Origin of the sequence: Oscillatoria nigro-viridis PCC 7112, from assembly GCF_000317475.1 — a bacterium.
GTDB lineage: Bacteria > Cyanobacteriota > Cyanobacteriia > Cyanobacteriales > Microcoleaceae > Microcoleus > Microcoleus nigroviridis.
This window is the reverse complement of record NC_019729.1, coordinates 525,154-539,660: the sequence shown is the minus strand read 5'-3', so window position 1 is coordinate 539,660 and position 14,507 is coordinate 525,154. Positions and strand designations below refer to the sequence as shown.

General features: G+C 46.0%; 12 protein-coding genes and 1 pseudogene. 5 read left to right on the top strand and 8 right to left on the bottom strand.

Features of this window, described 5'->3' with window-relative positions; genetic code table 11:
• Nucleotides 1–37: 37 nt before the first annotated feature.
• Together gatC and OSC7112_RS02400 are read right to left on the bottom strand one after the other, a co-directional pair.
• Nucleotides 38–319, bottom strand: coding sequence for an Asp-tRNA(Asn)/Glu-tRNA(Gln) amidotransferase subunit GatC (gene gatC, locus OSC7112_RS02405; RefSeq protein ID WP_015174407.1), 282 nt, complete (start codon nt 317–319; stop codon nt 38–40).
• A 183-nt stretch (nt 320–502) separates the two neighbouring features.
• A complete protein-coding gene (locus OSC7112_RS02400) occupies nt 503–1,024 on the bottom strand; it encodes a photosystem I assembly protein Ycf3 (protein WP_015174405.1) in 522 nt (173 codons plus the stop codon).
• 627 nt (nt 1,025–1,651) lie between these two features.
• On the opposite strand from OSC7112_RS02400, the gene OSC7112_RS02395 reads away from it, so the two are divergent.
• On the top strand, nt 1,652–2,968 hold the full coding sequence (locus OSC7112_RS02395; RefSeq protein WP_015174404.1) for a hypothetical protein: 1,317 nt from the start codon (nt 1,652–1,654) through the stop codon (nt 2,966–2,968).
• 193 nt (nt 2,969–3,161) lie between these two features.
• On the opposite strand, the gene OSC7112_RS02390 is transcribed toward OSC7112_RS02395, so the two are convergent.
• Nucleotides 3,162–3,425 carry a hypothetical protein gene (locus OSC7112_RS02390; protein WP_223300742.1) on the bottom strand — a complete coding sequence of 88 codons (264 nt, stop codon included), beginning with the start codon at nt 3,423–3,425 and terminating at the stop codon, nt 3,162–3,164.
• A gap of 295 nt (nt 3,426–3,720) precedes the next feature.
• Nucleotides 3,721–4,896 (bottom strand): SpoIID/LytB domain-containing protein, encoded by a 1,176-nt coding sequence (locus tag OSC7112_RS02380; RefSeq protein ID WP_015174401.1) that lies wholly within the window; start codon nt 4,894–4,896, stop codon nt 3,721–3,723.
• A gap of 270 nt (nt 4,897–5,166) precedes the next feature.
• Here OSC7112_RS02380 and OSC7112_RS02375 point away from each other — a divergent pair, with 270 nt between their 5' ends.
• From OSC7112_RS02375 to OSC7112_RS02365, 4 genes are all read left to right on the top strand, one after another.
• Nucleotides 5,167–6,105, top strand: a complete 939-nt coding sequence (locus OSC7112_RS02375) for a ribonuclease Z (protein ID WP_015174400.1) — start codon at nt 5,167–5,169, stop codon at nt 6,103–6,105.
• 406 nt (nt 6,106–6,511) lie between these two features.
• Nucleotides 6,512–9,328, top strand: a complete 2,817-nt coding sequence (gene secA / locus OSC7112_RS02370; protein ID WP_015174399.1) for a preprotein translocase subunit SecA — start codon at nt 6,512–6,514, stop codon at nt 9,326–9,328.
• 241 nt (nt 9,329–9,569) lie between these two features.
• Complete coding sequence (locus OSC7112_RS35160; RefSeq protein ID WP_015174398.1) at nt 9,570–9,824, top strand: DUF4160 domain-containing protein; 255 nt, start codon at nt 9,570–9,572, stop codon at nt 9,822–9,824.
• Nucleotides 9,787–10,056 (top strand): DUF2442 domain-containing protein, encoded by a 270-nt coding sequence (locus OSC7112_RS02365; protein ID WP_015174397.1) that lies wholly within the window; start codon nt 9,787–9,789, stop codon nt 10,054–10,056. The genes OSC7112_RS35160 and OSC7112_RS02365 overlap by 38 nt, the downstream gene beginning before the upstream one ends.
• 384 nt (nt 10,057–10,440) lie before the next feature.
• Here the strand turns inward: OSC7112_RS02365 and OSC7112_RS34275 are convergent.
• The 4 genes and pseudogenes from OSC7112_RS34275 to OSC7112_RS02340 form a co-directional block, all read right to left on the bottom strand.
• Nucleotides 10,441–12,130 (bottom strand): annotated as a pseudogene (locus tag OSC7112_RS34275) (IS1634 family transposase).
• 265 nt (nt 12,131–12,395) lie between these two features.
• A complete protein-coding gene (locus OSC7112_RS02350) occupies nt 12,396–12,689 on the bottom strand; it encodes a DUF3288 family protein (protein ID WP_015174396.1) in 294 nt (97 codons plus the stop codon).
• A 150-nt stretch (nt 12,690–12,839) separates the two neighbouring features.
• A complete protein-coding gene (locus tag OSC7112_RS02345; RefSeq protein WP_015174395.1) occupies nt 12,840–13,748 on the bottom strand; it encodes a hypothetical protein in 909 nt (302 codons plus the stop codon).
• Between the two features lie 55 nt (nt 13,749–13,803).
• On the bottom strand, nt 13,804–14,373 hold the full coding sequence (locus tag OSC7112_RS02340; RefSeq protein ID WP_015174394.1) for a tetratricopeptide repeat protein: 570 nt from the start codon (nt 14,371–14,373) through the stop codon (nt 13,804–13,806).
• Between the last annotated feature and the right edge of the window lie 134 nt (nt 14,374–14,507).

Sequence of the window (14,507 nt, the reverse complement as noted above, 5' to 3'; positions counted from 1 at the left end):
GCATAGATTTTCCTCAGTTAGGTGAGTAGCGGGAACTCTACATAATCTTAGGCACTTTAAAAAACTCCCCATCGCGATCGGGAGATCCCTCCAAAATACTTTCTCGCTTGGGAAAAGGTTGCAAATCGTCCGATCGCATTACATTACTAACATCGATCGCCCGCGTTGTCGGCTGCACCTTACTCGTATCTAGTTCGCTCAACTGCTCGAAATAATCCAAAATACCGTTGAGTTGACCGGTAAACTGCTCTTCTTCTTCCGGCGTTAATTCCAATCTCGCTAAATTCGCTACTTTCCGAACTTCTTCTCTGTCAATCATAAAAATCGGGAATGGGGAATGGGGAATGGGGAATGGAGAATGGGGCATTGGGCATTGGGAATTGGGGATAGGGAAGTGGTAATTAAAAATTGGTTATTTGTGATTATAGAAACGACTAACTACCAACTATTAACTACTAACTATGCCCCATGCCCCATGCCCCATGCCCGATTCCCATCATAGTTAAAAATACACATCAATCTGCGATCGACCTGTCGTCTTCAGCCAATTTTGTACCTCAATGTAATTGTTCGGGGCCAATCGAATAGCCTCTTTCCAATAATCCGCAGCTTTATCAAACAGCCCTTCAGCCGCTTCAATATTGCCTGCTTCCTTTTCCTTTTCGCCTTGATAGTGATAAATCACAGCAATATTATTCAGCGCTTGCGGCATTCTCGGATTGAGTTCCAGGGCCTCGCTGTAATACTCCAAAGCTTTATCGTGTTCGCCGTTGCTAGTATGGATCAGGCCCATATTGTACAAGACATAACTGCGATCGTAAGGATCTTCCTCCAACTTCAGCGCTTCATGATAATTGTCGAGCGCTTCAGCATATTCGCCATCTGCTTGAGCTGACATACCATCCCGGTAATAAGCAAAAGCTTCCTTCGCCTGCTTTTTGGCCGGCATAATCTTGAGGATGATATCAGCCATTACCGTGAAACTTTTGTCAATAAAGTTATCGTTGCGTTGAGTTCTTGGCATATGCGATTCTTTGGTTAGCGGCCAATCAGAAAAATTAGCCTGTAAAGTTTTGCTATTAATAATTGCGCCACTGTTGTAGTGGGCCGTTGTGTTGAGGGCGCTAAAAATTTTAGTCGATCGCAACTGCGAACCTTAAAACACGCCCTTGGGTTTAACACCCGCGCAAGCTCTATCTATTTTATAGAACTCTTGCAAGACTTGCAAAAAAACTAGATTTCTTTAACATATCTCTGGCACTCTACACAAAACTTACAAAAACCCGCGCCGAAGGGAAAAGTTTTGCTTTAGAGTGCAGGGGCGATCCTGTTCTAGGGCTTGCCTTCGGATCGAGAAAGCTAACGCCAACGGGCGATCGCGGGCCCTACCCTACTAACTGTACCCATAATCCCCCCTTCTTGACCCTCAGAGCAAACCCGCAAATAGCCTGCCGAAGAGAAATTCAATCGCAAAGTTTTATTAAGCTATCCGGGTTCAGGCAACACTTAAAAGTTATTCGGCAAAACACTAGCAATATTTGGCCCCAAAGTCAAGGGCAGCAAAAAAATCAGAAACGCGATCGCCAAAACCCGCTCCAATTCCCGCAATATATAATAAAAATAACCGGGTAATTTTCACAGAGAGAAACCTATGGCTCCGAATCCCACCATTATGCAAGCCGTCGAACAACTTGGCTACCGCGTTACGGTTGGAGACGTGGCGGCAAAAGCTGGATTAGATGTCAATTTTGCCCAACGAGAACTGTTAACCCTCGCCTCCGAAGCAGGCGGCAACCTGCAAGTAGCAGAATCCGGCGACATTGCCTACCTATTTCCCAAAAACTTTCGAGATATTTTGCGAAACAAATTCTTGCGCTTGCAGTTGCAGGAATGGTGGCAAAAAATCTGGCGTGTTCTATTTTATCTGATTCGGATATCTTTCGGCATAGTGCTGGTAGCTTCTATCCTCTTAATTTTTGTTGCTATCACGATTTTACTCTCCAGCGGCGACAGCAATAACGGAGGAGGAGGAGGAGGAGACGGTGGCGGCGGGGGCGGCAGAGGCGGCGGCTTTTCCTTTTTTCCCTACTTCTGGAACGACTTAATCTGGATATTTTACTGGAACCATGACGAACCATACTACCAGCAGCGATCGCGCTTAACTGACCAAAAACCCCAGATGAGTTTTCTGGAAGCAGTTTTCTCCTTTCTCTTTGGAGATGGCAATCCCAATCACAATCTAGAAGAGCGTAAATGGAGCGATATTGCCACGGCAATTCGCAACAATCGAGGCGCAGTCGCCGCCGAACAAATTGCCCCCTATCTCGACAATCTCGGACAGGGATACAGCCGAGAATACGAACAATATATGTTACCAGCCCTCGCCCGTTTTGACGGCCGCCCCGAAGTCAGTCCCGAAGGGCAAATAGTTTACCACTTTCCGCAATTGCAAACCACAGCCACCGAGAGAAATTCTGAACCAGTAGCAGCTTATTTGCGAGAAATGCTGTGGCGTTTCAGCAACGCCAGTTCAGGACAAATCATGCTCGCAGCAGGGTTAGGAGCCGTCAATATTGTCGGTGCGTTAGTTTTAGGGAATCTATTAAGCAATAGTGCGATCGCAGGTGGATTTATTGGTTTCGTCAGCGCTATTTATCCAATCCTCCTGATTTATGGCGTCGGATTTCTCGCAATTCCTTTAATTCGCTACTTCTGGATTCAGTGGAAAAATAGTCGGATAGAATCCCGCAATCAAAAGCGCCAAAAGCGAGCAATGTTATTAAACGAACCCGATGCCAACTTGCTCAAAAAACTGGCCTACGCCCGGGAATTTGCAGCAGAAAACGTTCTGACTGGAGAAGACTTAGCTTATACAACAGAAACCGAATTAACCCAACAAGAACTAGAACAGTCAGCAAAAATAGATGCCGAATGGCAGCGCAGGATCGATCGCTCGGAAAACTTGTAATACTAATGAAAAAAACAGTTGTTTGTTGTTAAGTTAGGTTGCAATAAAATCTGGCAACCTTTTTAAGAATAGGCAAAATGCTTGTTCCACAATAAAATATCTTTGTTGGGGAACGGGCTTTCAGCTCGTTGCTAATAATTGTGGAAAATATCAATATTTATTGATGTCAGAAGTTTTTATACTCCGACTTTTATTAAATAAGCTTAGGGCGTTTAAAAATCAAACAATTTTGGTCATACTTGGAGTCGTGATCTAGAGCCACAAGTTCCCATCCCTCCTCGCCCAAATGATTGACAAATAGATGCAGCGAGCCTTGTTTCCAATCTCGCTGTTCTTCACCGTTTACATATAAACTAATCAGCTTGTTTCCAAAAGGATACATATTCGCATCCACAAATAAATACTCCCACTTTTGCATAGCAATCCTTAATGTAGTTAGCGATCGGTCATTAGTCATTAGTCATTAGTCATTCCCAATTTCCAATTTCCAATTTTCAATCCTTCGGCTACGGGGTTCCTGGCCTTCCACTACGCGGTTCCTGAGCGAAGTCGAAGGGCCGTACAGGTTCCCTATTCCCCATTCCCTGTATTCAGGACACCGAAGCCACGGATACAGGAATAGCTGTTTTTCCCTTCTTCCTTCTTCCTTCTTCCTTCCCCCTTCTTCCTTCTTCCTTCCCCCTAACATCAGTTACATACCACGAAAGCGAATCCGTTGCCGAACTTCCTTCTTTCTTCTCCATTCCCAGCAGTTACTGCACTGCAATTCTAGCCAAAGTAGCACCTCGGTAATAGTGCAACAAAATCTGCTGGTAGCCGTATCCCTGTCTGGCCAAATTGTAGGCCCCCCACTGACTCATTCCTACAGCATGACCGAAACCTTTGCCAGCAACTTGAAAACCGATAGGAGCTTGGCCGCTGTTTCTTGGGTTCCCACCACCCCCATACTGAGGAATCACGGTAAACCGCGTACTCCTCAAATTTAAAACCCGGCGTAAATCTGCGCCTGTCATGACCCTAGAACCGCCATCTCCGACTACTTTCATCCTCAAAACGCTGCCGTAAGCGGTAGTCCGTTCTGGCTTCATCGAGATCACATTGCCCACGCCAGAAATCTTACTGCTGATTTGAGCCCGAGAAAAATTTTCTTTCCATTGGTAAACTGGCGCCCCTTGGTCGAAGTCAGGAACAGCACGCAGGTAAGGCAGAGGTTCCGTCCAAACATCCTCGACATTTTCAGTATGTCCCCCAGAGGCAGAGTGGAAAACGGCTAAAATAATCTGACCGTTGTAGGCAAGAACTTGACCGGCGGTGGCATCGACTGCGGAATAAGTGCTAGAAGATTCTGTTTGCAGTCCTTTGTAAACCTGCGAAGACTGAGTGCTGTCCACGTCGTAAAGCTCGGTTTCGCTTTTGAGGCGCTGGTGGATAGCGTAGGAACGGGCGGCGACTGCTTGGGCTTTCAAAGCTTCTTGAGGCCAATTGCTACTCATTTCGGCGCCGAGAACGCTGTAGAGATATTGTTCGATATCGACGTAGTTGACGGCAGTCAAGGCTCCTTTTTCGGGAACTAGAAGCGTGCGCCCCCGATACCAACGATCGCCAATCCAAACATAACCGTTTCCCGTCGGCTCGATCCAAACTTGGTTGGCGGCCCAGCGACCGATCGCCACTGTTCCCGATCGAAATTGAGCTGACTGAGAACTGTTTGCCGGCAGTTCGCCCAAATTGCGCCCGCTACCGTCGCGGATTGCAGCCTTAGTAGAACTGCCGACTTTTACCTGACTTGCCCCGTCTTGTACCGCCACTCGCAAGATCAGCGCGGCCTGCGCTGGGGCTACCATTGCCAGCCAAAACAACAGCGAAATCCAAAAGTAGCGTTTTTTTAATGTCGAAAGAACGGAAGCAAAAAATACTCCTGACTGCATTTGAAAATTTTCCTTTTATGCTGTATGCGTTTGACAATTTTTAAGGGGAAGCTGGGGTTCGGTAAAAAGGAAGAGGAACGAAAGAAAGAAAACGTTAGAATTGGGTTTGGCACTCTGTGCCGTTGTCGAAAATGATTTTAGCAACTAGATGTTCGCAGGAACAGCGATTTATCCCGGTTCCTGCCTGCGACTATTTCCTATATGTCGGATTTGTCGCACTCTGGATATATGTAACATATTTTTTAAGATTTAATTGAGGTGATTTGACTCTTGCAGATTACATTTCTCGGAACTAGCTCCGGTGTCCCCACGCGATCGCGCAATGTTTCCAGCATCGCCCTCCGCTTGCCCCAGCGAGCGGAACTCTGGCTGTTTGACTGCGGCGAAGGAACTCAACACCAGTTTCTCCGCAGCGATCTCAAAGTCAGCCAACTAAGCCGCATTTTCATCACTCACCTGCACGGCGACCACATTTTCGGCTTAATGGGTTTGCTGGCTAGCTGCGGTTTGGCGGGGAATGTCAAGCGCATCGATATTTACGGGCCTCCGGGACTTGAAGAATATTTGCAAGCTGGCGTTCGCTATTCTCAAACTCATTTTTCTTACCCGGTTAAGGTACACAAAATTCACGAGGGAGTCATCTATGAAGATGACGAATATATTGTTAGTTGCGGCCCTTTGAAGCACCGAGTTACTGCTTTTGGTTATCGAGTAACTGAGAAAGACCGTCCGGGACATTTTGACGTAGAAAAAGCGAAGGCTGTGGGTATTCCTTCCGGGCCGCTTTACGGTCAATTAAAACAAGGAAAGACAGTCAAGTTATCGGACGGGCGACAGTTTAAAGGTACTGATTTTTGCGGCCCGGATCAAATCGGGCGCAAGTTTGTGTATTGTACTGACACGGTTTTTTGTGACGGGGCCGTGCAATTAGCGAAGGACGCTGATTTGTTGGTTCATGAAGCTACTTTTGCTCATCAAGATGCTCAAATGGCTTTCGATCGCCTGCATTCAACTTCGACAATGGCAGCTCAAGTGGCTTTGACCGCTGGGGCGAAACAGTTAATTATGACGCATTTTAGCCCGCGTTACGCTCCGGGAAATGCGATCGTCCTGGATGATTTGCTCGAGGAAGCCCAGGCAATTTTTCCGAATACGAAAATGGCCTATGACTTTTTGACTTACGAAGTGCCCAGGCCTGTTTCAAACTAGGGTTTATCTGACCTGAGATGTGACAGCTTTTTCAATAAGGGCGATCGGGGCGGGCTAGGAGGGCCCACCCCACAAAAACATTAAATTAATCTCTTGTGGAACAGGCATCTTGCCTGTTGCTGAAATTAATGCAACAAAAACATTAATCTCTTGTGGAACAGGTATCTTGCCTGTTATGCTCTGCAATTGTCAATAAGCACCGATACCTGAGTGGCGATCGCTACCCACCTTCACCAACTTCAATCGAAAATCCCCAATCGAAAATCCCAAATCGGTCGATCGACCCCAGCGACGGCCCAGGATAGCCAATGGTTGCTACAATCGGGAAAGGTAAATGTTGTGGCTAAAACTACAGCCCCTAATGCTGCAAACTAAAGCTAATTATTAAAAATCTGCCTCTCCTGCCATGTTTAAAAATCTGCTCGGCGACCCCAACGCACGTAAGCTTAAGAAATTTCAGCCTTGGGTAGCTGATATCAATATTTTGGAAGAAGACATCCGCGCACTCTCAGACGACGGCCTCAGAGGCAAAACGGCGGAGTTTCAAGAACGTCTGGCAAAAGCTAGATCTCTCAACGAAGAGAAAGAGATCCTAGACGAAATCTTGCCGGAGGCTTTTGCAGTCGTGCGGGAAGCGGGACAACGGGTTTTAGGAATGCGCCACTTTGATGTCCAAATCCTCGGGGGGATTATCCTGCACAAAGGTCAAATCGCCGAAATGAAAACAGGTGAGGGCAAAACTCTCGTGGCGACGCTGCCGGCTTACCTCAACGCCCTCAACGGTAAAGGCGTACACATCATCACCGTTAACGATTATCTGGCAAGGCGGGACGCGGAATGGATGGGACAAGTGCACCGCTTCCTGGGATTGACTGTGGGACTGATTCAGCAGGGCATGGATCAGGTGGAACGCAAGAAAAATTATAACTGCGATATTACCTACGCCACTAACAGCGAGGTCGGCTTTGATTATTTGCGCGACAACATGGCTACTGTCATGGAAGATGTAGTGCAGCGTCCTTTTAATTTCTGCGTGATTGACGAGGTTGACTCGGTGCTGATTGATGAAGCACGGACGCCTTTAATTATTTCCGGCCAAGTGGAACGTCCCAGCGAGAAGTATATCCGGGCGGCTGAGGTAGCTGCTGCTCTGAGAAAGGAAAATGAAGAACATTACGAGGTTGACGAAAAGGCTCGGAATGTGCTACTGACCGATGAAGGGTTTGCGGAAGCTGAGCGGTTGTTGGGTGTTACGGATTTGTACGACCCGGCTGACCCTTGGGCGCATTACATTTTTAATGCGATTAAGGCGAAGGAATTGTTTATTAAGGATATTAACTACATCGTCACTCCCGATCGCGAAGTCGTGATTGTGGATGAGTTTACCGGTCGGGTGATGCCGGGACGGCGCTGGAGTGACGGTTTGCACCAGGCGATCGAAGCCAAGGAACGGGCGGAAATTCAGCCGGAAACTCAGACGCTGGCGACGATTACCTATCAGAATTTCTTTTTGCTTTATCCCAAGCTGTCGGGGATGACTGGGACGGCGAAGACTGAGGAGACGGAGTTTGAGAAGATTTACAATCTGGAAGTAACGCTGATTCCCACTAACCGCATTACCAGCCGCACTGACCTTTCCGATATGGTTTACAAGGCGGAGGCCGGGAAGTGGAATGCGATCGCCCAAGAATGCGCGGAAATGCACGATATCGGTCGGCCGGTGCTGGTGGGTACTACAAGCGTGGAAAAGTCGGAGTTGCTGTCGCGGCTGCTGCAGGAGAGGAAAATTCCTCACAATTTGCTCAATGCTAAACCGGAAAATGTGGAGCGGGAATCAGAAATTATCGCTCAAGCCGGACGCAAAGGCGCTGTGACGATCGCCACAAACATGGCGGGACGCGGTACAGATATTATTTTGGGCGGTAATTCTGAGTACATGGCGCGCCTGAAGTTGCGGGAGTATTTTATGCCCCGAATCGTGCAACCCGAAGATGAAGAAGGGTTTTCGGTGGTGCAAGTGCCCGGTATTGGTGGGCGCCCCGCGGCTCAAGGTTTTGGTCAGACTGCGAAAAAGGTAAAGTCTTGGAAAGCTTCGGCGCAGATTTTCCCGACGCAGATATCGAAGGAAACCGAGCAAATGCTGAAGGCGGCGGTGGAGTTGGCTGTCAGAGAGTACGGCGAGCGATCGCTTTCGGAATTGCAAGCCGATGATAAGATTGCTGTGGCTTCAGAAAAAGCGCCGACAAAAGACCCAGTAATTCAAAAGTTGCGGGAAGCTTACAAGCAAATTCGCCACGAATACGATGCTTTTACCAGCACCGAACACGATGAAGTCGTGCAGTTGGGAGGCTTGCACGTCATCGGTACAGAACGCCACGAATCGCGCCGGATCGACAATCAGTTGCGCGGCCGGGCGGGACGCCAAGGAGACCCGGGTTCTACGCGGTTTTTCTTGAGTTTGGAAGACAATTTGCTCAGGATTTTCGGCGGCGAACGGGTGGCCGGTTTGATGAAGGCTTTCGGTGTCGAGGAAGATATGCCGATCGAATCTGGAATGCTGACTCGTTCCCTCGAAGGCGCTCAGAAAAAAGTCGAAACCTACTATTACGATATCCGCAAGCAGGTATTTGAATACGACGAAGTGATGAACAATCAGCGTCGAGCAATCTATGCGGAACGCCGCCGAGTATTGGAAGGTTTGGACTCCAAGGAACAGGTAATTAAGTATGCCGAACAGACGATGGACGACATCGTGGGAGCATACATCAATCCCGATTTACCTTCGGAAGAATGGGAGCTCGACAAACTTGTGAGCAAGGTGAAGGAATTTGTTTATCTGCTCGCTGACATGACACCGGATCAGCTAGAAGATTTGTCCGTTGAGGAAATTAAAACATTCCTGCACGAACAAGTCCGCAATGCTTACGACATTAAAGAAGCTGAAGTTAATGCAATCCGAGCTGAATTGATGCGAGATGCGGAACGGTTCTTTATTTTGCAGCAAATTGATACTTTGTGGCGGGAACACTTGCAACAAATGGATGCTTTGCGCGAGTCTGTAGGGCTGCGCGGTTACGGGCAGAAAGACCCGCTGATCGAGTACAAAACTGAAGGTTACGAGCTGTTTTTGGACATGATGACGGATATCCGCCGCAATGTGGTTTATTCGCTGTTCCAATTCCAGCCGCAGCCGGCAATGCAAGTTTCGCCAGAGATGGTTTGAAAATAGTTAACAGTTGACGGTTGACTGTTAACTGTTGCTGGTTCCCAGGCTTTTGCCTGGGGAGGCAGATCCTCCGGATCTGCCTCCTGTTTTTCTCCCCTAAGCAAGGCTCTTTCTCTGGATATCGGTTCCTAGGCTCTTCCTAGGAACCAGTTGATTTTACACCACCCGTGTCATGGAAGAAGAATAAAAGAAGACCAAATACAGATATTCGCATTGCAATATTGTATAAACTGGAATTATGCCAACTATTTTACGAATAGGCCCTTACCGACTTTACTTTTACAGCCATGAACCAAATGAACCACCTCATGTTCATATTGACAGAGACAAATCATCGGTTAAATTTTGGTGGGAGCCAGTTAGTTTAGGAAACAACCTTGGTTTTAGTGCTAAAGAACTTCGTAAAATACAGTCTGTAGTACAAGAAAATAAACAAACGCTATTGGAGGCTTGGTATGGGTATTTTGGCGATTCGAGCGGACGAGAGAGTTAAGCACATTCATTTTACAGAAGAAACCATTAGTGTTGATTTGATGGATGGACGAATCATTACCGTGCCTTTAATTTGGTATCCAAGATTGTTTCATGCAACGCCCGAGCAAAGGGAAAAATGGGAAGTATGTGGAGGAGGCTATGGCATTCACTGGGAAGAAATTGATGAAGACCTCAGTACAGAAGGAATGCTGCGAGGTGCACCGGCTCCGAGGCCCAAAATTCCTCATTAATTTCGACCGCTAGTTCACTTCTAAGCTTTCGTAATATACCCTTTCTCACGTAAGAGATAAAGGAGGTATTTAAGCCCACATTCCGCACCCTCAACTGGCACACACGCAGTTGGGGTGCTCCGTCCGAGTCTCTCGTCCGAGATAATAATCAAAAATACCCGCGACCTGTTGGGTCACAATCGCATCGACCTGTTGGGGCAAGTTGAAAATTAACTGCTTTCGGGCAAATCCTAGATTCTCGATATCTAACAACACCTTCATCCGTCATAATTAACTATTAATCGACAGCAGATATTTCCAGCAGCCTGATAATTACACATCACTACTGAATCAAATATTTATGAAATTTCTGTCAGTTTTGCTCATCAAACAAACTGCTCGATCTCAGATTAATAAATAATAAGACTTACAGGAGAGCGGCAGCAAGTTCAATATAGCCATTCGCTCGGCTGTTAAATTAGAAATTTGTTGAATCCCTTGTAGGCTCACCAGATGAATTGATTGAAATATCTGGCAAATCCAACGGAGCGTCGGTCGATTAGTTTGTTTGCCCAACTGATTTTTCAATTGGGAATTAGTGCGTTGCAAACTGTGACGCAGTAACCTTTGACCTAAAGTATAGACTAACAAACACAAACCCATTACCAATGCCAAAGCTTCGATTCTTTCCGGCGACTTGAGAAATACACTGTCCGTAAAAACAGCGGATCTTTCAAGAACCCAAACCCTCTTTCTGCTGACTGCTGTTCTTTGTATTTCACAATCATATCGTCAGGCTCTAATTGCTGAGTTTCCAGCACATTAGTGGCGAGAATAAACCTGCCACAGGCTTTGGTTTCTTTGGCGATCGCACCTGTATCTGGTTCCAGTTTTGCTTGAACTTTAAATCTCTGTTTCGAGCTGGATTTCTCGCGAGCATTTGGATCGTTAGTATTAGTCTTTACTGTAATTTCTTTGCTACTAACTTGGGTGATATTGTAAAATTTTAGTTGTTTGGATAAGCGATGAGCTGCGGCGGCAGCGTCGGCGGCACAAGCAAATTCAATTTTTGAGAGTTCTTGCAGTTTATTCTCAGCTTCAGCCTGGGCTTTTTTGAGTTTTTTTTCGAGTTTTTGTTCGGTCTGAATCGCGTCGCAAACTGCTCTCTACTACTAGCCATCTTTGTTCAATTCCACCATAATTACTTTTGTGTTCTGACCAGCTATATCCACTCACAGAACTGGGGGTAAATTCTGCTTCATTTAACTGAGATACCAGTTGCTGCGCTTGCTTGATACTCAACGGTACGCGGGTTAACCATCTTAAATTGGTTAACATTTCTAAGTTAGGAGCTGAATATAATGCACTATCTGCAACCATTAAACTGTCAAGGTTTAACTGTTGTTTAAACTCCTGACAAATTGATGCGAATATGGCTCGATCTGATTCATTTCCCGAACCCACCCGTAAAATAGCGGTACATCTCCATCGCTACTACAAATTAAATCTAAAATGAATTGTTTTAAGTCGGGTCTGCGATCGCGGGAGTAGCCGTAGGTAATCTTAATTGGCACGGCAGATGACACGGGTTTATTGACTCGCTATCTTCGCTATCTTCGCTATCTAGCGCCGTTTCTGGCTCGATAACAGATACAGATGGTAGCTCGGATTCGTATTTGCCATGCAGGTGAAAGGAAGTTGAATCTAAATGGGATGTCTCTGTATCGAGCTCAAATTTTTGAGCTGCTGAAGCGGCAATAGTTGTAAATATTTGGCTGCTGCCTGCTAAATATAGCTTGTCTAATACTCTACCTAAACGGTATTCATTCAGGTGTGATGCTTGAATACCTTCACCCATTAAATGTTCGAGCGCTTTGCCTTCAAAAAATTTAGGAAATAAGTATAATGGAGCGGAAACAAGCCCTAACCCATTGATAATCATTGCTTTGACTGCTAGACCTGGACTGACAATCTCACCCGGTTGTTCCCCTACTAACTCATTGATTTTTTGGACAATTTCTATTTCATCAACTAGACCTGCTATTAAACCAAGATGGTCGAGGTTAGAGACGGCGAGTTCAGTTGCTTGATGCACGGGTTTCATTCGATCGAGCGAATTGTTTGCTACTTGAGTTTAGACTATTTTTATCCTCCGCGTCGCACGGGGGATAATTGGTTTTTGTTGTTAATTTACACGCTCGTACATTTTCCAACTGAATCGATCGCTTGCTCGATCACCTGACACGGCAGGCGAGAGTATTTCTACTCATCTAGAGCCGACTGATCGACTCGGACGGGGCACCCCAACTGCGTGTGTGCCAGTTGAGGGTGCGGAATGTGGGTTTAAGGTAGATTTGAGATTAAAGCCAATCTTCTTGATCGCTTTTTTGTTTCCTGTAAACTTCACCTTTGGCGTGAATTTTACGGGTTTTTTCGTAAAGACTTTCTTCGGTATAATTCCATTTTTGCAGGACTTTTTTTAAGTCGGATTGAATATCTCTAGCGCCGGGAAAGCCTCGGTAGCGAATTATTAATCTTGCTAATTCTGATAAATTGTAGTCGGTTGCTTCTCCTGCTAATAAACTATCGACACTGGCTCGATCGCGCTTGTATTGCGGATGCTGCTGATCTTGAGTTTTTTCTACTGAATCCATACTATTTATGTTTCCCAATCATCTGAAAATGTTGCTACAAGCAAGCACCACCCAAAAGCGCGGACATAAATAACTATCATGAATAGAGTCTTAAATCCGCGCTTCCTAAACGGTTTGATTCGGGTATCATAACAGTCAACAGTCAACTGTTTAATTTGGCGCTTCAGTCAGCCCCAGAAATTTTTGTGTTTGTTCAGTAATACCAAATAGTCGATCGCCGTGACAAAAGATTTCCCAGGCGCGAATTCCCATAAAACCAATACCTGCAACCGCTAAGGGCATCGCTGCGGCACCTAAAAGCGCGGCAATGGGGGGAAATATCATGCACAGTGTTAACAGAATGCCAGTAATAACACCGCCAGCAATACCAGCTTTGGCGGTGGCGGTGGCGACTTGTTCCACTAACTCTGACTGGGTAATTTTGCCTTCCACGCACAACAAAGAGTTTTCTAATATCGAAAATACTAACTCAATTACTGCTGCGGCGATCGCCCCTTTCATTGCAGCGCCAACGATTTCCGCAACTGCTGCTTTAAACGCTGCATCCGCTAAAACTTGCTTAGCGACTGCTAATTCTGCAGCAGTCATGTCTGCACCACCGCGAGCACGATTCACCCAAAAATATTCAAAAATCCCGTTAGCAGCTTCGCTTCCGCCTCCATTGACGTGCGCTTGGATGTGACTCCAATCTTTATCTTGACAGAAGTTGCGAATTGCTTCTGGGCCTTGGGCGCGAATTTGGGCGGGTATGGATTCAAAGACTTTTGCTGCTTCTTGAACATCTCGGATTCCGTCACGCACCCCAGCCCTAGCAAATTTCAATTGCAGATTTCTTGGCAGGTTCTCAAAACGGATGTTATGTGCTATTTTAAAAGCTTCTTGAGTGGCGATCGCCCCGGCACTAACCATTGAACTTGGCGCTGATTGTACCCACGCCGTTAATCCAGTTGCACTTTTCTCAACCTTAGCAGCGATTTCGTTGGCTAAGTTTTGGGTGTCGGCAACAGTTTCTCGTACTTTAGCCGTTAGCAATTCGAGCGGATTCTGGTTAATTTCCATTTCGATCCAGCTTGCATAGTTAATGATTGAATTATTCCGACTATAACATTCCTCTTCAGTAAGTGTTATTTTTTACTGAATTGCTTCTCGCTTCTAGCTCCGGCTGTAAATTGAGAGCTTTTTTTTGATAAAATAAACCTTCATTGATTCGACCTTGCTCTTCTAAAGTTTTGCCTAAATTCCAATAAGCGACTGCTAAATCTGGTTGAAGAGCAATAGATTTTTGATAGTAGGTTATGGCGTCATCGAGCAGGCCTTGTTTGTAAAACATACTGCCCAAATTAACATAGGCTTCGACCAAATTAGGGTCGAATTCGATCGCCTTGGAGTAGGCGCGAATTGCCGCGTCTATTTTGCCTTGGGCTTGCAGGATATTGCCTAGAGTTTTGTAGGCGGCGGCGAAATTGGGTTGCTGGCGAAGTGCTTGGTAACAGGAGGCGATCGCCTCTACATATTTCTGTTGCGTATAATAAATTTCAGCTATCTTGTTGAGTGCAACAGCCTCATCGGTTTTTATGGCTAGTAATTTTTGATATTGAGCGATCGCCTCCTCAAGCTTTCCTGATTTCTGAAGGCGATCGCCCGCTGACAAATACTGCTCTGCTAACTCGGAATTTGCGGTCATACATTTTACTTTAACAGCCGACACTACTTTACCACAACTGTTAGTTAGCCACCGCGATTTCTCAAAATCTTCTGACTATTTAAGATTTTAAAGTTGTTTCTGTACCGGAATGCCGAAAAAAATAGTATGATTAT